Annotated in this window: 17 protein-coding genes; all 17 read right to left on the bottom strand. The window is 39.7% G+C overall.

The genetic code is table 11. The annotated features are described in order from the left end of the window. Positions 1 to 12: 12 nt before the first annotated feature. Positions 13 to 1077 (bottom strand): ABC transporter ATP-binding protein, encoded by a 1065-nt coding sequence (locus tag JFU24_RS20920; protein ID WP_201250393.1) that lies wholly within the window; start codon positions 1075 to 1077, stop codon positions 13 to 15. Positions 1078 to 1091: 14 nt separating this feature from the next. Further along, positions 1092 to 1880 carry an ABC transporter permease gene (locus JFU24_RS20915; RefSeq protein WP_201186702.1) on the bottom strand — a complete coding sequence of 263 codons (789 nt, stop codon included), beginning with the start codon at positions 1878 to 1880 and terminating at the stop codon, positions 1092 to 1094. A 6-nt stretch (positions 1881 to 1886) separates the two neighbouring features. Then, complete coding sequence (locus JFU24_RS20910; RefSeq protein WP_056520065.1) at positions 1887 to 2708, bottom strand: ABC transporter permease; 822 nt, start codon at positions 2706 to 2708, stop codon at positions 1887 to 1889. Positions 2709 to 2732: 24 nt separating this feature from the next. Beyond that, complete coding sequence (locus JFU24_RS20905) at positions 2733 to 3662, bottom strand: nucleoside hydrolase (protein WP_201186704.1); 930 nt, start codon at positions 3660 to 3662, stop codon at positions 2733 to 2735. 18 nt (positions 3663 to 3680) lie between these two features. After that, positions 3681 to 4730 carry an ABC transporter substrate-binding protein gene (locus JFU24_RS20900; protein WP_201250392.1) on the bottom strand — a complete coding sequence of 350 codons (1050 nt, stop codon included), beginning with the start codon at positions 4728 to 4730 and terminating at the stop codon, positions 3681 to 3683. A gap of 200 nt (positions 4731 to 4930) precedes the next feature. Beyond that, the gene (locus JFU24_RS20895) at positions 4931 to 5230 is read right to left on the bottom strand and encodes a DUF2294 domain-containing protein (protein WP_207203262.1); all 300 of its coding nucleotides are present in this window, start codon (positions 5228 to 5230) and stop codon (positions 4931 to 4933) included. A 558-nt stretch (positions 5231 to 5788) separates the two neighbouring features. Continuing rightward, complete coding sequence (locus JFU24_RS20890) at positions 5789 to 6238, bottom strand: YfmQ family protein (protein ID WP_201223027.1); 450 nt, start codon at positions 6236 to 6238, stop codon at positions 5789 to 5791. 544 nt (positions 6239 to 6782) lie between these two features. Next, positions 6783 to 6977, bottom strand: coding sequence for a hypothetical protein (locus tag JFU24_RS20885; protein ID WP_201223025.1), 195 nt, complete (start codon positions 6975 to 6977; stop codon positions 6783 to 6785). A 2-nt stretch (positions 6978 to 6979) separates the two neighbouring features. Next, positions 6980 to 7963: a carbon-nitrogen hydrolase family protein gene (locus JFU24_RS20880; protein ID WP_201250391.1), complete on the bottom strand. Its 984-nt coding sequence runs from the start codon at positions 7961 to 7963 to the stop codon at positions 6980 to 6982. Positions 7964 to 8378: 415 nt separating this feature from the next. After that, on the bottom strand, positions 8379 to 9809 hold the full coding sequence (pdxR, locus tag JFU24_RS20875) for a MocR-like pyridoxine biosynthesis transcription factor PdxR (RefSeq protein ID WP_201223023.1): 1431 nt from the start codon (positions 9807 to 9809) through the stop codon (positions 8379 to 8381). Positions 9810 to 10058: 249 nt separating this feature from the next. Then, positions 10059 to 11627, bottom strand: coding sequence for a SagB family peptide dehydrogenase (locus JFU24_RS20870; RefSeq protein ID WP_201250390.1), 1569 nt, complete (start codon positions 11625 to 11627; stop codon positions 10059 to 10061). 22 nt (positions 11628 to 11649) lie between these two features. Continuing rightward, on the bottom strand, positions 11650 to 13593 hold the full coding sequence (locus tag JFU24_RS20865) for a TOMM precursor leader peptide-binding protein (protein ID WP_201250389.1): 1944 nt from the start codon (positions 13591 to 13593) through the stop codon (positions 11650 to 11652). Next, positions 13590 to 15542: a putative thiazole-containing bacteriocin maturation protein gene (locus tag JFU24_RS20860; RefSeq protein WP_201250388.1), complete on the bottom strand. Its 1953-nt coding sequence runs from the start codon at positions 15540 to 15542 to the stop codon at positions 13590 to 13592. The genes JFU24_RS20865 and JFU24_RS20860 overlap by 4 nt, the downstream gene beginning before the upstream one ends. A 155-nt stretch (positions 15543 to 15697) precedes the next feature. Continuing rightward, positions 15698 to 15961 carry a heterocycloanthracin/sonorensin family bacteriocin gene (locus JFU24_RS20855; protein ID WP_201186717.1) on the bottom strand — a complete coding sequence of 88 codons (264 nt, stop codon included), beginning with the start codon at positions 15959 to 15961 and terminating at the stop codon, positions 15698 to 15700. Between the two features lie 727 nt (positions 15962 to 16688). Then, a complete protein-coding gene (locus tag JFU24_RS20845) occupies positions 16689 to 17984 on the bottom strand; it encodes a uracil/xanthine transporter (RefSeq protein ID WP_201250387.1) in 1296 nt (431 codons plus the stop codon). A gap of 37 nt (positions 17985 to 18021) precedes the next feature. Then, entirely contained in the window at positions 18022 to 18918 is an 897-nt protein-coding gene (locus JFU24_RS20840; RefSeq protein WP_201250386.1) for a DMT family transporter, read from the bottom strand. 88 nt (positions 18919 to 19006) lie between these two features. Beyond that, a complete protein-coding gene (locus tag JFU24_RS20835) occupies positions 19007 to 20254 on the bottom strand; it encodes an amidohydrolase (RefSeq protein WP_201186723.1) in 1248 nt (415 codons plus the stop codon). Positions 20255 to 20268 lie beyond the last annotated feature (14 nt).

Genomic DNA, 20268 nt, shown 5'->3' with positions numbered 1-20268 from the left:
TACCCTCCTAAGCTAATCAACAAGCACCATCTGGTTTCTCGGAATTTCAAGGACAATTTCCTGACCAGCACGATAAGATTCTGTCATTTCCTTGTTCACAGTGAAATCTCCTATTGGAGTTTCAACAACATATTGAAAGCTTCTTCCCAGATACGTGCTAACTTTAACTCGGCCAGATATACTATTTTCCGAAATAACTTCAGAGATATCTTTTGCCCGAATTAAAAGATCGTCCGGTCTGATAGCCCCTATTTTTCCAGATAAATTGGTCATTTGTGCGTCCTTTTGTATCACAAAGACATAACCCGACTTACTAAGTTCAATTTTATCCTCGTGATCCACGCGCTTATCAAAATCAATGAAGTTTTTAAAACCGATAAAGTCAGCGACAAATTTGGTTTCAGGATATTTGTAGATAGACGCAGGATCGCTGAGCTGCTCAATGACACCTTTATTCATAATCGCTACCTGATCAGAGATGGAGAAACATTCTTCCTGATCATGCGAAACATACACCGTTGTAATCCCCAGCTCTTGTTGGATACGGCGAATCTCAACTCTCATATTCACCCTCAAATTTGCATCAAGATTACTCAAAGGCTCGTCAAATAATAGGATATCAGGTTCAATGACGAGTGCCCTTGCAATCGCAACTCGCTGCTTTTGTCCTCCAGAAAGCTCTTGTGGATATCTCTTTTCAAATCCTTTTAGATTAACAATTTCTAGCACATTCATAACACGCTTTTCAATTTCACTTTTAGAAATCTTTCTAAGCCGAAGACCGAATGCAATATTATCGAAAATGGACAAATGCGGAAATAATGCATAGTTTTGAAACACAAAGCCAAAGTTCCGCTTGTTAACAGGTACTTTCGTATAATCCTTATCTTTAAATAAAAACTTCCCTTCGTTTGCCTGTAAAAATCCAGCAATTAAACGCAAAGTTGTTGTTTTTCCACAGCCGCTAGGGCCAAGAAGAGAAACTAGCTTTCCTTTTTCAATCTCAAGATTGAAGTCTTTTAAAATATTTTGTTTATTATAAGCTACAGAAATATCTTGTAATGTAAATAAAGCCATCCATTATTACCTCCTTATCGTTTTGTGAAATAGGACAAGCCCATTAGCCGTTCAACTATAAACATGAAGAAAGCCGTAATGATCATGAGTAATACCGAAATAGCTGAAATGGTAGGATCAAAGTAGTTCTCTACATATGTCAGCATCTGAATCGGAAACGTGCTTACCCCAGGACCTGTCATATACACTGAAATGTCTACATTATTGAAGGATTCTAAAAAGGCAATCATGACAGCTGCTAAGATTCCTGATTTTATATTCGGGAGGACCACTGTAAAAAAGGTACCCACCTTACTCGCTCCTAGACTCTCAGCCGCTTCTTCAATTGAAAAGTCAAAATTTGATAAGCTTGAAGAAATCACACGTATAATGAAAGGAAGCATTATGACTGTATGTCCAACAAACAGTGCCGCATAAATCGGTAGCTGATACGTCCCCACAATGTATCGTAAAAACGCAAAGCCCAGCACAATTCCCGGAACTAATATAGGAGAAACAAAAAATGCATTTATGATTGTTTTCCCTCTAAAATCAAATCGGCTTAATGCATAGGCAGCTGGCACTCCTAGTAAAAGAGCCAAAAGGTTGCCTGCAAGTGAAACTAGAATGGACGTTTTAAACGAAATTAAAAACATTTCCACATTAAAAATATTTTCATACCATCTTAAAGAAAATTCTTCTGGCGGGAATTTTAAAATATTGCCGCCTTCAAATGACGTAACGGATATGATAAGTAAAGGCCCTAGTAAAAAGAGAAACACCAGGAAGGTAAACAGGGCCAATCCTCGATTTTTTTCCTGCATACACCTCTACCCCTTCGGATTTAATTTTTTAGCCAAACCATTCATTATTGATATGATAAGAACAGTTACTGCGATCATTATCGTAGCGACAATTGATGCCACTTGCCATTCATTCAATGTAATGGCATTTTGATAAAGAAACGTCGAAATAACACGCTGTTTTCCACCAAGTAATGCTGGCGTTGTATACGCAGTAAAGCTCCCTACAAAAACTAGAATACTACCAATGACCAAACCTGGAACTGAAAGCGGAATAATCACTTTTGAAAATACCGCCAATCTTGAAGCACCTAAACTCTCCGCTGCTTTTAATAGATCAGTTTCGATATTTTCCATCACTCCTACCAGTGTTACAATAATCAATGGCAAAAATAAATGGACTAATCCGATAATAATAGCCGTTGGCGTGTACAAGATGTCGAGTGGTTTGTCGATCAAGCCTATACTCAGCAGCAATTTATTTATTACGCCGTTTTTACCGATAATCACCATCCAGCTAAATGATCGAACAACCGGACTTGTTAATAGTGGGAAAATTGTCAACAATAGCATGATAGCCTTTGTTCTTTTTCCTAGCTTAGAAATATAATAAGCTGCTGGAAATCCTAACAGAATACAAATAATAGTCGTGAACAGACTCACTCTAAGTGTCGTGAGCAGAATTTCAATGAAGTATCGATCTTTGAAAAAATCGAGGTACCCTTGGATAGTAAAGCCACTTTCATTAAAAAATGTCGTACCAATCGTTAAGAAGATTGGAACAATCATAAAAATCGTTAAAAAAAGAACACCTGGCAACAGCAACAGGTATAGATAACGTTTTTTCACCTCGTAACCCCCTGTTCATATTATTTATGAATTGATTATGCGAATAAACAGGTTGAAAAACGCCTCCGCATTGACGTCTAGACAAACATTTGCATTTGCTGGCTTCATCAGCCGGTTTTGAAAGTCGCAAACCATCTGCCCGTCACAAATCTCACTTCTTGTTTCTACATCCACATAGTATTCTTCACTAGTGACAAGATCTTTTTGCAAAGCAATACCTACAGCTAATGGATCATGCATAGCACACGCCCAAATATTATTACGTTCAAAATACCTTTTCCGATATTCAGACGTACTGTCTCTTATATAGTCAGCAAGTGTACTGTTTTGAATCAATTGTATATGCTCTTCTGTTAGAAGAACCTTTCTCGTGACATCAAGACCAACTTGTGTAATAGATTCGAACCCCGCTTGTAATACAATTTTGGCTGCCTCAGGGTCGACAAACGTGTTATACTCCGAGGTTGGTGTGACATTGCCAACCCCTTGTACAACTCCTCCCATAAAGATAACTTCTTTCACAAGCTTGGTAATTTGCGGACATTTTTTAACTGCCAGGGCCAAATTTGTAAGAGGTCCCGTCATGACAAGTGTTACTTCATTAGTGAAATTTAAAATGGAATTAATAATAAAGTCAGAAGCAAAGCCATCATCAGGCTGCTTGTTAACTTCAACATTCTTTAAGGCACCTCCAAGACCGTCTTCCCCATGAACTCGATGTTCAAAAAAGGAATTCCTGATAATTGGAGTATCTGCCCCCTTAATGACTGAAATTTCTTGTTCACCCAACAGATCTAGTATTTTGCATGTATTCCGTGTGGCAGTATCAAGTGATACATTCCCGTTTACTGTTGTAATGCCTAATATGTCAAATTGACGGCTTTTAACAGCAAGAATGATCCCGATTGCATCATCTATTCCTGTATCCACATCGAGAATCAATTTTTTTTTCATCGATCAAACCTCTTTTTCTTAGTGTGCAAGTTCACGATTCCAACGATCAATCCATTGTTTAGAGTTTTCATTAACAACCTTCATATCTAGTACAAATAATCTGTTAACAACATCTTCTCCATACGTTAAGCCTTTTGCTTCTGTTTTAGATAGCTTAACTTCTGTGTTAACTGGAGAGTCGATCTTCGCTTTCGCAGATTTTTCCTGAACTTCATTACTTAAGATGTAATTAATAAATTCTTCAGATAATTCTTTTTGATCGCTTCCTTTTACGATATTCATCGTATTCATGACTGCGTATCCGCCTTCTTTAGGGGAAACGAACTTAGCATTAGGAACGGCTTCCTGTAAATCGCCAAAGTACATTTCCATTATTGGACCTGCAGCAATTTCTCCTTGCGAGAACATGTTGACAAACTCAGATGTTTGTCCATATTCTTTAACAACATTTGGCAATACTTTTTTCATTTGACCAAAGGCTTTATCTTCATTAAACTCATTACTTCCACTGACTTTTGAAGCAGCATCTAAAAACATTGGTCCAGTTGTTGAAGTAATTGATGGAATTGTAATTTCACCTAAATCCTTACTCCAAAGATCTTTCCAAGAGGAAATTGGTTTACTCACTTCATCAGGGTTATACGCAATTCCAAATTGCGCAATTGTATAGGCTGGTCCATACTCATCGCCATTTGGAGCTTTTGCTTTGTCATAAATTTTATCAATATTCGAAATCTTGCTATGATCAATTTTTTCAAACAAACCATCATCGATTCCCTGTTGTGCATAGTAGTCGGATAGATAGATAACATCCACATCGGTGTTTTCTTGACGCACTTTGTTCAATCGATCTGCATTGTTTCCTGAATCTATTACAATTTCAACATTGTGCTCCTTTTCAAATGGTTCGTAAACTTCAGGTCGAAAGAAATCCTCAGCAAATCCCCAAGTTGAAATGACTAATTTTGTTGGCTTTTTCCCATCAGAAGTATTTTCATTTGAAGAGCATGCAGCTAAAACTATTGCAAAAACCGATAACATCATAAATGAGCTAATTATTTTTTTCATCAATTAAACCTCCGTTTTTTATATGGTTAAAGTTGCCTTTCTTAATAATATAAATGTAAAAAAAGACAATCTTAAATAGAATATAAATTCTACCCAAGATTGTCTTTTCTTTGTAAACAAAGATAAAACCTATCATTTGGTTCTTTTGTGGCGTTCCCTCCAGATAAATCCGAAGTGGAAATCCATTTATATTATTTATATTATTTTTCTTTCAATACAATATTGGTAAATGCCCGTTGCGTCGCTGAGTCATAATCTCTTAGGACGGCTTCAATATCCCAATCCGTTTGCGTTTCTAACTTTTTTCTTAATTTCTTTTTATAAAGCAGTGACATATGAAAATCAACCTCCTGCTTTAGGCTAGGAACTTCTCCCTCTAAAGCTTCAGAGCGTGGGGCACGTCGATGTTTGGCCTGAAATGTAATCACATTCAGCTCAACAGTAACCTTTAGCAACGTCGTACCAAAGCCGAACAATTCCTTCGATACCTCATTATACATATGAGAAAGCAATTTCTTCGTTTCGTTAGAGTTTATCGGTAAGATGACTATCACCTGCCAAACCTGTTGTTTGAGGTAATTATATATACTTTTTGTGAATTACACAAGATAATATTCGGATTTTCAATAAAAAAAATGTTTTTTCTTCAGAAAAATAACATTTACCCACCAATACCCGAATTATACTAAAAATCATTTGGATATTTTTGTGATTTTATTTACAACTATATATCAGTATAATCACCCAAAATGTGGATTTCAGCCTTAATCATAGCGAATCCCCCTATAACATCCATACAACTACAGCTTTAAAAATTGCAGAAAACAGGGCAATTGTAGTTGTTAGTGATATGTATCATAGGGCTGTAAGTTTTCAGCATGTTTTTGTTAGCTAAACCTGACAGAAGGTCATCGATACTATTCATAATACTGGAGTTGACTCCGTTCCTTCTAAATAAGCAAAAACAGCTTTTAATTTTAAAAAAATGAATACTTTGTCATAAAAAAACTACACCTCCAATTGTTAGACGGTGTCTAACAATTGGGGTGCAGTTCCTTTTAAACTATATCCCTTATTACTGGCATAGAACGTTCTTGGAGGCTATCGGAAAGCAGACTATACGCAATTAATTTCTTCTTGTACTGTTTGACTACATCCACGTGGTCGTTGTAAATGTACACAAATAATCTAACATCCGTTTTGCCTCTTTTAGTATCAATGATTAATGGAGTCCCACCGTTCTCTGGATGCAAAAATAATTGCTCGTTCCCTGGAAATATATGATTTTTTTTCAAAAATATCGCTTTGTTAAAATAATTAATAACTTGAATCTTGTCTTCACCTTCCAAGCGTTTTCCGTCAATGGTTACGATGGCATTCGCGTCACTAAGTTCTGAATGCAGCTTAAATTTGCTGATAATCCAATTCACTGCATCGGTTGGAAGACAAGTAACTAATATTTTTAACAAGGCTAAGAGAATTGTTAAAATCAAAATAGGCAATGTCATATTTCATCATCTCCGCTACGTTATAAATTAATTGTTATATCCAAGGAGCGGACAGTTTTTCTTAGAAATGACCGCTCTATTAACGTTTCACTTTTGGTGAAACGTTGTACTTAAACTAGAGACCAGTAAGTTAAGTTCACAATTTTGTCACATTTGTGAACTAATTCACAAATACTCACAAATAGTTAGTGTCATGTACATCACTCGAACAAACATGCCCTTTATACAATTAAGCCTATATTTTTCTCCCGTCTTTTCATCTCCATTCTGTCAATAATCAGCAACAGTAAGTTGGTTTTAAGTTGATAATTCTATCATAATAAAATTGGATGAAATTAAACCATCCACTTGGGTGGTATTTTGACCATCCACTTTATTTTTTTAGAAAAAATACAAATTAGTTAACCTCTGCTTCATGCTATTAATCCAAATCTTAGCCATAAATGAATTATAAACCTCAAGATTTGATTATTTTTATGATTACTTTAGAAATGCTTTAAACATTTATAAAGATACTTATTTATGGTATACCTTAAACAATAATTCAAGCTAATTTTATTATGAAGTAGAAGATGCCTACAGTTAATACTAGTGCAAGACCAATATAAATATAACTAAGATTCAACAAATTCCCTTTTGTAGCTGAAGAATAATTACTATCACTCTTCCCCATTAATGAAATGGTACTAACTAAGGCAACTAAACTAATGGCTACTACTAATATTACACTAATCATCATCATCATACGCCTCCAATATTATTAGTATTTATATCCTTTAACCATTTAACATTATTCTGATTCTCATTATTGATGTGTAACGTAAATATATCAGGTCTGCTGTAATGACCAACTGGATCAAAGTCAAATTGGCTGTATGCTCTTTGTTTAAGGTTCAAATCACTAATTAGTATTGCTTCTTCACCATACACTGGTTCAGAGACATATTCACCAAAAGGATTAATAATTGCGCTTCCTCCCCGGCACATTTCAATAGGGGAAGTCTCTAATTCATCATAGCAGGCCAAGTCCTTGGGATACATATCCTTTGTTACGTATTGATTACATGACAAAACAAAGCACCTTCCTTCCATAGCAATATGACGAATAGTAGATTGCCAGGAGTCCCTTGAATCGGCTGTTGGAGCAATATAAAGTTGTATGCCCTGTGCATACATGGCGCTCCTTGCTAATGGCATATAATTTTCCCAACAAATAAGCGCCCCAATCTTTCCATATGGAGTATCAAAAACAGGTAAAGTGCTACCATCTCCTTCGCCCCATACAATTCTTTCTGAGGCCGTAGGTTTAAGTTTACGATGTTTTCCTAAAATCAATCCGTCCGGCCCAATAAAAAACACTGTGCAATAGAGAGTTCCACCGCTATTCTCAGAATCCCTTTCTATTACTCCAATAACAAGATAAATATTAGCTTTACGAGCAGCTGAACATAATAAATTCGTTTCTTCCCCTGGTACAAGTATAGAATTATCCCAATAACGATACCAATCCTCTCTTCCTGATTGAGAACGGCTGCCAATTTTTGTTCCGAATGAAAGCCCTCTTGGATACGCAGGGATGAACGCTTCCGGGAAAACGACTATATTGGCTCCTTTACTTGCAGCCTCGTGAATAAGATCAATGGCTTTTTTCACACTTGCCTTTTTATCCATTATGACGGAAGCAGCCTGAACAACAGCTACTCGGACATTCTCTTTGTTCTCCATCCTTGTACCTCCTCTTCTAAAGTGCAACAATACCTTTTTTTATTTTCTTTAAAATTTGAGCCTTTAAAAATAACACAAAACATTCAGTGTATATGAATATGAAATAATTTACATACCAAAATTAAATTGTCTAGGTAGACTACTCTTAGTTTTTACGGTGTAAATGTATTAGAATGAGCCCTACTTCTCTATAATAAAAGAACGACCGATTTTATGACCATCCAATCTTGTAATATTTCCACCCTCCACTTGTTGAACTCTTTTATTAATATACATAAAAAGGGAAAAGAACCTTTGAAGGAACGGCTAAGATACCACGTCTTGTGGCACCTCTAACCTAACTCGCTTCTTTGAAAAGACAAAAAAAAGAATCATGACTTTGTCATGATTCACTCGAGAATATTTGAGCATACAGCTATAAGCTCCTTACAGCATCTGCAAATCTTTTGATCCCTTCTTGAATGGACTCCTCGTTTTCTCTCGCAAAGGTAAATCGAATATATTCCTTGTTTGTTCCCAATGTTGAACCGGGAACGTAAATGACTCCTCTTTTGATAGACTCCTCTAGTAATTGTATTTCGTTTAATTGTACTTTCAACTTACACCACAAATGAATACCACCGTTTGGCGAATAATAATCAACTTTGTTTTTTAGAAATTGTTGGAGGCTCGATACTATTGCATCCCTTCTTTTTTCTAGCTGTTCTCTTAAGTAGGTAATATGAGTTGGGAAATGATCTGAATCAAGAAAATCGTTTGCTATCCATTGAGTGAATGAGCCATGACCGAAGTCAACCTGTTGCTTAGCATCAGACAGTCTCTCTATTACTGGTTTCGGTCCTATTATCCAGCCAATTCTTAAACCAGAAGCAACAATTTTTGACAAAGAGCTTATATATAAAACATTTCCGTTGTTGTCCATCGATTTAAGAGTAGAGATTTCCTCCCCAGAAAAGGAAGTTAAACTATAAGGATCATCTTCTATAACCGGTATTCCATATTCGGATGAAATCTCTAGAATCCTTTTACGACGGTTGATATGAAGTACAGTTCCTGTTGGGTTTTGAAAAACAGGGTTCAAAAAAATCATCCTGATTCGATGTTTTTTGTGGAGTGCTAGTAAATCCTCTGGGTTGATGCCATCCTTATCAACTGGTAATAGAAAAGTTCTTAGTCCTGCGGATTGAAAAATGGGAAGGTTGTAACTGTATGAAGGATTTTCCAATACAACGGCATCTCCTGGCTTTAACAAGCATTGGATAACGAGATATATAGCTTGTTGTGCACCAGAAGTAATTAGTATGGAGGATGGATTCGTGTCAATTCTCCTATACTGTTTAACATGATTGGTAATGGTGTCCCTTAAAACCGCATTGCCCTGAGGATGATCATAACCTAAGCTACCAATAAAAGACCTATTCGAAATGATCTCACGTAAGGATTGGACTGGAAATAAGTCTTCTGATAACTCCCCACTAGCTAAGTTTATAAGGTTATGCCCTTCCGTCTCTTTACGTATTCTTTGGGTTACCGGCAAATTGGGTAAAAATGAACCAGCTTCGATATATCTATTCCAACTAGGCATACGTTTTCTGTTGATTCCCCATATATCCTTGCTGATCATTGTTCCGCTTCCTTTTTTTCGTTCAACTAACCCATTTGCTTCCAATTCATCATAAGCTGCTACAACTGTACTTCTGTTAACCCCAAGTTCATGTGCCAAGAAGCGCTCAGAAGGTAACGGCTTATCTAGTAAAAATGTTCCATCAGCAATACCACTCTCAATATAACCGGCTATTTGTTTATATAAAGGCTCCTTGGATTTTCTATCCGTTCTCCATTCCATAAGCTACACCCTTTAAAATCGTTTAGTTAAAAGCGTACTAAATCCTTATTTATTCCCTTAAGTGGAAAAACCATTTATGTCAGTATAATCCTCTATCAAGATTATTGCACGATTGGGATAGAGGTTCACAACATTTGGTGAGTTTCATCCATTTTTTCAAACTCATTGGAATTCTCTGCTAAAATAAAAACGGCCTCTATTCCTTATAGGGGAATGGAGGCTTTAGCTTATTAAGAATGATACATTCTATTAACTACGCAAACTTCCTTTCAGCCATGGGCGCTGTCGATAGGGACCGATTGGAATTTGGATGAGGCTTGTTTTTCCTAGGTGATTTTCCATCTTGTAAATTTCATCACACACGTTCACATCAAATCCGAGTAGGGGGTGACCATTCATCCCGAGTGCTGAAGCCGCTATAAGTAATCGTTGTACGAGCATACCTGCTTCCATTTGCTGGATTCGATATCCTCTATAGCCTAGTTCCGGTTTGTAGTGATCCTTATTACCCGCTACATGAAGGCAGAGCGGTATTTGCTGCAAATTCACATTATCCAGCGACATTCCGTATTGCAACGGAATCCGATGATCTCCGGGCTGTATCTGACGTAACACATGATCCATGCTGTCATATTGATAAGCTCCATCAGGTATGTCTTCTATATTATATAAACAGCCATACAAGGAAACACGCGGATTTTGCTTTGTATCTGTTTCATCCAAATCATTTCGATAGGAAAAGGAAGCCGTCGCCTCCTGAAGAAGTGTGGCTAGTTGTGTTTGACTTACCTTTCCCAAAACGAAATCCATTTCCGGTGAAAATCGCTTTCGGCTAACCGAAGCCAAATCATACGACAATCGCTTCGTAGAGGACAGAGCGATCTCGATTCCCTCACAATTCCTACCTTTCATTGCTTTCATTGGTCGAAACGACTCTGATGACTCCATCATGGATGCTGCATTCATTTTGGTTAACATCGGATACTCTTTAATCGTCAGTGACCGAACATAGTGATTACACTGAATCGTTGTCAATTCCCTGTATAATTCTTTTGAAGAGACAAGCCCGCCTGTGTTGCCTACATTTGCAAACGAGTGAATCGGTTCCACAGATAAAGGAATCACCGCATACGTGCTCTCTTCTTCTTCGGATAACCCAAGCAAATGATTGATGGCACGATCTAAAAATTGGAAGTATACCATGGATGTAAAGCCAAACCGTTTTGCCACTTCTAGCAACTGTCCAATCAGCACTCCAGCATCCAATCCTTGCAGACGGTATGAAAAATTATTGTATTTATAGAAATTTTTCCAAAACATGGTCGACACAAAAACAGTGCCAAAACAGGATGAGATGTCACACCGATTCCCAAGAGCCTGTTCTAAATATTCATCAAAATTTCCTTCGCGCAACAACACCAATCGATGATGTGCCACATCATAATGGTACACACCTGCAGGCAACTCCTCCATCTTCAAATACACGTATAATTCGTTTGGATACAACGCTCCTCCTGAAGGAGCAAAACGCCGAAAGGATTGCATGAGATCCGCCTGATCTGCAGAACCCAAAGTCTGACTTACTTGTGTAAGTCCGAATACATACCAGAGAAAATGACCGATTCTATCGCAATCAGGGTTCGAAGGCGTTGCCCCTTCTTCAAGCGTCAGCGGCATCTCCATGGATAAAGGAAACACCGGTCTATCACGGTAGAGCTTATACGTAAGCGGTGCATCATTCCAATCCACCACCCAATCTGGTGGACTTGCCTTCTCAACGTCAAAATGTAGATTGTGAAGAAATGTGTCTAGACTCATCCTCCTGCCTCCTAGTCACCGCTTATGGAAACGGGTGCGGATGTGGGTTGAGCTGTTCAAGTTTCAGCGGTTGTTTTGCATATCCGAGTTCCATTGGAACCTTCAATACCCTCTCCAGCCCAGTTGTACGGGTAAGATGATGTCCGAATGTCATCGGCAGCATTCCTGGAATCAGCACCTTTACGCAATGTAATCCGTTTCGTTTGATTTCCGGAGTCGTCTGATCTACCACAATCACCTCAAGTTTCAATCGGCGAAATTCTTGAAGAATATCTTGCAAATCATCAGTCAAATCTGAATGCTTCGCCTTTTGCTTGAATTCCTCATCAAATGTTCTCAATGGACGATTATCATCCAATAAGAACTGCAAGCGTTCTTCAGCTTGTGGCAAGCCATACAGCATGCCATGATCATCCATCTTCTGCACCAGCGAGGAATCATGCAGCATTTTTTCAATCTCCTCTTGGTCCTCCTCCATTTTCTCGTCAAGAGTCAGCATCATGCCAGCCAACTCGAAAACTGCGCTTTTCACCGCCCTTATCGGATCAAGATGAGCTCCGGCCGCACATATGATATTCAAGCCTTTTTGCTTCCTGTTTTTCGCCATCGCCCATACGCTTGGAATGCCGTGTTCCATTGTCGAATTATACAAATAAATATCATATCCCGCCGCAGCCCTTGCCCGGTCAATCATCAACTCCAGTTCTTTGTCATTTGCAGAATAAGGGTCAAGACGCGGGAGAGACAACTGCGCGTACCAAGTCAACAGAAACGAATCACGCTCCACCACTTCCATAATGCCGTAGAAAATGGCCTCCTCCAAACTTCCACCTAAAGCGCAGCCATTGGAGGTTTCATAAACAAATCCTTCCCCGCAGCCTAAGCTGTAATAAGAAAGTAACTCCGGAACAAGGATCGGACGCTCCTGCAGAAATGAATGGCCCCATACCCAATCTATTGAGCGATCAGGATTAAACGGTGGAAACGGAAAATCAGACTTTGCATATTGTTCCTTGGCGTGTACGCCTACCTTGGTAGGATTAAGTGCATGATCTTTCAAATTACGATAGCTGTCATGGATTACTGTCCGTTTGCCACGGGGATCCATTCCACAATACCTTTCCAAGCCCTCCAATATAGCCGTCATCTCACTTACGGCGTATGAGAGAGTCCGCCCTGCAGCTCCCTCATCTCCAATGAACAAAGGCAGATTAACACTTACATCAGCAAATGGAGGCACAAGATCATACATTTTATTATTCAAAAATCCCATGCGGTGGTCCAAATAATCTTTGGCTAATACTTTACTCAAATCCTCCATAGAACGACAGCGGTAACTGTCGGGACTGATTTTCGGACTTGATTGTAATGAAATACGGGCCAGTTCCGGCGAGTCTTCAGGCAATTCGCTGCAAACTGCACACAGCGGATCAGGTAAAAAAGAATGCCATGAACTATTCAGTGTTATCAGGTTGATTAATGCAACCCTTCCTTCCGAATGAGGGTGATCACCTTTCATTACCCTCCCTACCTCGGCGCCTATCAGGTGAGCCATCTGCATAAGTCCTGTACGTGATGCCGCCACATCACGCTGTATTCCTCCTTTTTCTTGTAACTGCTTGCGAATTTCCCACATCTCTTTACGATCACGTCCTGCCATGAGATGCCTTAAATCTGCACACTGAGAACACCCCTGAGTGTCCGGGCGTACCAGCGGACCAATTATTCCTTCTCCAAATGAAACGAAGCCCCGCAGCCAAGGAATGCCCGTTGGCCGTAACATCTCTTCTGCCTTTTGATGGGCAATAGGATTCCAAGCATCTAGTAACACCAGAACCATAGCAGTCGTTTGCGGTATTCCTGCCTCGAAATCGGTTTGGTGAGTGACCTGGTATTGGCCGGACAGGTCTCCATAAACATGGTCAGCCAACACTCCTTCTCCGACAACCAATACGTCAGCTTTCACCCTGATTCCTCCTCTCGCAACAACACTCCAAACACCCCTGCCAGTTCTTCTTTCAGAAACGATTCCAACTCTAGTTCGAAAACACAGATTCGCTTTTTATTCCTTTCCAAAACTTGCATGGCAGACTGAAAAACCTCAGAATGCGCTGTCACCTCGTACGCAGGAATCACAAGCTTTAGCGGCGCTTTGCCTTCCTGAAGCAAGCGTGAACCTTCTACCTCTTCCGTTGTGGGGCAAACTGTTTGATTTTGGGCTTTCGTAACGGCCTGCTGTAACGCATTTCGCAATGCCATTGTTATATTCAAACCGACAGAACCAGACCAGTCATCACCCGAAAAGACCCATACCACAGGGAAACCGGATACTTCCTCTCCTAAGCCAATGATTGGTTCACCTTGCAGCGTTGTCAGTGCCTGCAAGAAATACCGGCAGCGTTCATCTTCTACCGCGTCCAACTGCACCTTGGCAACGATATTCTCTTGATTGAATGGCTGCTTGTTTAACTCATCATCTAAACACCTTTGCAATCCTCGGCACATGCATTCCGCGAACGTTTCCCCTGCACCAATACCGACAAACCCCTGCACTTTCTCAACTCCCTGGAACGGCGATAAAGTCGTTACAAGCTGTTTGACTGTTGGGGACACATACGCTTCAATCCCTACAAGGCCCGCTTCCCTCCTTGCTTCTTCATGCGTCAAATCGGAACAGATTATTTCTGGCTGCAGCTCGCATGGTCCCTCTGACAATGGATCAGCCACCTGAACTTGGCATTGAGCCAGCGGCAGCTGCTTAAGATCTCCCTCATCCCAACGATGGAAAATTCCTGACTGTACCGATGTCAATCTGCTGAAACCCAAAAATAATTTCCCCTGCTCATCGCTTCCCAATTTCTGTTCGAGACGCTGACCGAAATCCTGAACCCATTTTGCTGCCATATTTCCAATCACCAGCGGGTGAGGCATGAACGAATGCCAGCTTCCCTCCAATGTTTCCATATTAAGCAGGTAGAATTGATTATTTTGCCTCGATTCGTTCACTTCTGTCGTTTCTTTAAAAAATTCAAATACCATCACATTGGCCAACATCGCTCCTGCTGTGGATGAAAAGGCGGAGACATGCTGATTTTTACTCAGTACAGACTCGTGTATTCGACGCCATGAAGACTCCCAACACGCAATAGAATCCGGATTCACCAGCGGGCCTGCCAATCCTACTTGATTTAGACTTATTGCAGGGAGAAACATTTTTTTCTCTTGCCTACAAACCGAATGAAGTTCTTGTAATTCCTCTACAGCACCTTCTTGTGACACATACAATATCGAATCAAACGGCTGTATAATCTCTTGCCAAGAAGAACCGCCCTCTCTCTCCTGCTGGACCTCATCTACGGCTACATCGGAGTCTGTCTTCCGTGCATGTGCCACGAGCTCCTTCAACCGCTGTCTATCAGTTGGTACCGAGTCTGTAATGAAAACATGGAATGTGGGTAATCCAGATTCCATTAATGCGGAAACCAACGAAATAAAAAAGGGACCAGAACCAATAGCCAATACTTTTTCTTGGCGAAAGCCTTGAAAACGGTATTTGCCCGAACCCCCAAAACTGTCCAAAAACTCTATTTGAGAATCATACTTTTTAAGAACCTGTTCCGACAGTTCATGCGGTCGATCTTGACTTACATCCCGAACAAACCCGTTTTTATATAAAACCTCTGCAATTTCGAACACTCGATTTCGGTACGGACCTGGCAATCCTTCAGTCAATTCACTCAATGTATGGTCCCCATTGAACATCGGTAATAGCTTTTCAATCCACGGAACAATCGTACTGCCCTCCATACGGAACGAACTTATGTTATTCCTGAAATACACACCTCTGTTTGGTTCAGGGAGAAAAAACGTGTCCCTTTTCACTTTCAGACGCATAGAAGGGGTCATATTTTCCATTCCGGTCCTCCTAACCCGAAGCTTTTCTAGTTCTGCTTCAGCACTTCACTTTAATCCTATGTATGACAATTTGTCTCTTATGTCTAATCTTATAAAGAAAAGTCCCTGCAACATTAATGCAGGGACATCTCCTTCTCTTTAGAAAACCTGAACTCTTAACGACCGCAACGACCGCAACCTCCGCAGCGACCACAACCTCCGCAACGACCAAAACCTCCACAACCTCCACAACGACCGAACCCTCCACAGCCCCCAATAAAGCAACCAAGACATCCAAAACAACCAAAACCGAAACCAATGAGTCGAGAATCATCCGTAGAATACGGTTGCTGGAACTGGTTTTGATCCCAAAGAATTGGCTGGCTTACCTGAAAATCGTCAACATTCAACATTTGAAGTTGATTTTGAAACTCATACATTTATATAACCTCCGTTTATTATATTAATAAGTTAGTGCTTAATAACAGGAAAGAATATCGGACCGAGATAGTCTGGGAATCCACGTCGTGTACTCCCTCCAACAAAATATGTAAGGGGAATGGGGATTGTTACTGATTCAAAAGCCTATTTTTATTGAATCTTTATAAAACGGTTCAAGAGGAAACAGGGATAATCACTTTATTAATATGTGGCTTAGTACAAATGAAAACTTAGAGACAAAGCTAAAAAAACTGGGACTAAGTTAGCAAGCCTAGAGTAGGGACTTAGCTTATCAACTCAAAAACCGCTCTGGTGCAAGTTAGAAACATAGAATCTCAATATCCTTTTCATCTATGAATAATGATGGTACTCAAAACAATTTATGTATGAAAACAATTTCGCTTCGGACCAAAATAAAGCCCTTGCACTAACTTATGCAAGGACTTTATTTAATCATTTTGAATTTTCTTTTGGTAAATCTAATGTTGGAGTACGATCAAAGAAATTCCACGGTTTTAACATGGCGTGTACCCATTCTGTTGGCATCATTGGCCGTTGGGCTCTCGCCCTTCACACGCTTGAAGAGGGAGTCTTCTGGCGGGAAATGATAAAATTGTTAAACCTTAAACTTAAACACAATCAAAAAAAAACCAGAAGGTTCCCCAACACCCTTCTGGTTTTCATGCATATGTAATTCTTTAATTATTTGTCTTACAAGTATTCCAATTAGTTCTGTAGTTGTTCATAACGCTTCCAGTTTACCGATTTTTCTAACACTATCGATATTAATACTCCCATTATGAGCCCATTTGTTAAAAAGGGCTGTAAAAGCATGGGAACGTTCGCAAATGCGTTGGGCAAGATGTTCATCAAACTCACTCCAATCAATACAGGTACTGCAAGCCTAAATATCGTGTCTGAAGTAAAATGCTGACCCTTGACGCTATTAAAAGCCGTTCCAAACAGTTGAAGGTAAGCAACAAACAATACAGCGTTCCCGACGGTTATTGGCATGGTGGCCAGGAAAGAGATAAAAGGAGGAATGAGTCCAATTATGGTCAACAACATGCCTCCAATTAGAAAAGGCCTCCGCTCATAGATTTGAGTACTTTGCAAAAATCCGATGGATGAGGTAAAAGGCGTATACGGAACAAGGCCCAGTACCGGAGCGAAAATGGTAAAACCACCAGTCATAAATAAAGAATTTCTATATTGCTTGTGGCTAGCATCATCTCCCATTAGCTCGGATGCGGCTTGAATGGAAGCAAATGTGTTACACAAATTCAGTAATCCTGCAAAAAAAGAAATCGCTATTATACCGAATTCCAGGTTTGGAACACCTAAAGGGAAAAATGAAAAAGAGACACTTGTTGATCCCATTTCAGAACCAGCATTTGGAAATAGTAACGAGTAAAAAATCCAACCCACGATAATTCCGATCAAAATAGAGAAATTGCTAATATTTCTGGATCCTTTTAACTTTAATATACTTACTAAAATGACAATTCCTAATGATAGGAAACTGACCGGGATGTTAATTTCCCCTTCCTCTGTAATTCCCAGCATCCCTTTAAAAAAGACGAAAATGAGCTGAAATGTCAGAAGGAATAAGTAAACGGTCATGACCATGGGGGTGAAAATCTTCTGGACATAAGAAATCAGGTTAAAGGCAGAAATAATTAGGGTCACGACACCAGCTGCAATTAGTCCTGTAGCTATACCGCCTCCTATTTCGGCATAACCGAGCCCTAGTGATGGTGCAGATAATCCCAAATTCAACATCACTCCCCACAATAGACCAGAGTGCCCTTCCATAATTGGATACTTATGTCCCTTCCAACCCTGTATAACACAAGCAACCCCTGTGAAAATAAGCGAGCTTCTCATGGTCATTTCCGTAACATCAGAGGGAAGATGAAAGGCAGCTCCGATTGAAATGGGCACTACTACGGTATTTGCAAAAATAAAAAACAGCCATTGAAAAGAAGAAAATAGAGTCACAGTTGATCTCAAGCTTTGCATTGTTTCCATCTCCTTTGAACTTTGAACACGATACTTTCTAAGCTTCTTGCGAATATCTGGCTTCCTCCATAACTCTTTTCCCCTTAAAGGCAGTTGAAAGGACAACACCAATGATTATTAATAGCGCACCGAATAGTTGTGATGGTGTGACGCTATTTTTCAGCACGACCAACCCGACCAACATGGCAACAAAGGGCTCTAAGTTAAGAAACATCGATGCTTTAGATGCTCCTACAATCTGAATTTGATTATTCCAGATTAAAGTGCAAATTCCATGCATAATGATAGCGGTTGCTATTAAAAGGACCCAAGGCCACGGCTCCCTGCTCATTTGTTGGGGCGACTCGGATAATAGAGCAATGGGCAACAGACCGCCAAATCCAATTAAGTTGGAATAAAGAGTTATAGTAATGGAATGGTTTCTCTCAGTAAGCTTCCTAATCATGATAATGGATATGGAAAAAGAAAGCATCGTAAGAAATATCCAAATTAGGCCAATTGAAAGATGGAGCGTTCCACCACTTGCAATAACTAAAAAAACACCTGCCAATGCAACGATTGATCCTAATAAAAATCTCTTTGTTAATCTTTCCCTCAGAAAAACTGCAGCCAAAAGGGCTGTAGTAATAGGGGCGAGGGCAAGTATTAATGCCGAAGTTGTCGGATGAGCTGTTTCTAGAGCTGCATAAAAGGACCATTGATTGATAAACGTTCCAATGAATCCTAGTAGAATCATTGTTAACCAGTCCTTTTTTTGAATCGAATTCCATTTCTTCTTCTTTAGTGCGTATAAGGCAATAAAGATAAGGATAAATAATAACCTTGTTGCTGAAAGCAGCATAGGAGGGAAGTCCTTGACTAGTATAGCCCCAAAAACAAAATTACTTCCCCAGCATATTACACAAATAAGCAATAGTAAATAAGACCGGATCATGTTAAGCAGCCTGCTTTCTTTGTCTTTCATTAACCAAAACGAAAAAGGAAATCCGGACGTGTCCAGAGATCCTTTTTTTGGGTTAGCATTACACGTTAATTGATTGATTTTGTAGATATAGTGAACCGGAAACTATATTTCCCTTGTAAAATACCGCTTTACGCTCAGAGCGCCTTGCAACTGCTTCAGCAGAACAGCTGGCATCAATTAACACCAAGCTAGCAGCATCCCCTACTTTTGGCCATACCTGGTTACCATCTTTATCTAACGGGGTTTTGCCGCCAGTTATATACCTGAGTGTTTGGGATAGCGAGACTTCATCAACCCACTTGAAACGTTCTGCTAGCCGTCCAGCTCTTTCTAGAATATCACCATTTCCTAGAGGTGACCATAAATCAAAGATATTATCGTTCCCTACTGATACCTCAACCCCTCTTTCATGTAACAAATCAACCGGAGGCATTTGTCTGTTAATAGGTACACTTGTAACGATGGAAATCCCTGCATCCCTTAAAATATCAGCAAGCTCATAGGCTTCTTCTTTCGAAACATCTCCTATACCGAATGCATGGCTTACAGCTACTCTGCCTTCCCAGCCCGCTTCCTTAGTAAGAGCCGCTAGCCGTTTCATAGTAAACGTTCCCAGGTGACCAGGGTCATGTAAATGCAGATCAACATCAGCATTTGCTTCCACTGCTAAATCTATTAATTGTACTAATGAGGCTTCAATATTGTTATCGATTGTGGCTGGATCGACTGCCCCTACTATTCCTGCTCCATTTCGCAATGCCTCTCTGACAAGCTTTGTAGAACCTGATCGCAACAATCCGTGCTGCGCAAATGCGACTATTTCTGAACTGAGTCTATTAGAATAGGTTTCTAGTGCCTGTTGCACTTGCTCTAGGTTTTGCAATCTTACTTCTGGGTAAATATCAACATGAGTCCGTACATGAGTAGAGCCAGAAGCTAAAAGTATTTCCAGTAAAGATTCAGCACGATTACGTGTGCTGGTTGCAATAGTAGGAAGCACTTTTTTTTCATTTTCAAAGCGTTCAGTGACACTTGAAGAAGGGGTACATGCTCTCCATACATCTCCCATCAGGGTCTTATCAAGATGTACATGCTTTTCAATAAAGGAAGGAAGCACTAGCAATCCTTTTGCATCTTCCACCGGTACATCATTAGAAATGGGCTCCCCATCTTTGACAATCTTCGTGATCCTTCCATCCTCTATTAACAGATGAAATAGCCCAGTTATTGTGCCTGTAACTCTTTCATTCTCTTTTTGGTAACCACATTCTAAACGTGCATTCTTTAACCAAAAGATTGTATTCATGCCATTCATCCCTT

Source organism: Peribacillus sp. TH27, from assembly GCF_016650915.1.
GTDB lineage: Bacteria > Bacillota > Bacilli > Bacillales > DSM-1321 > Peribacillus > Peribacillus butanolivorans.
Note: the sequence above shows the minus strand (reverse complement) of the source record. Positions and strands in the feature narration are given on the sequence as shown.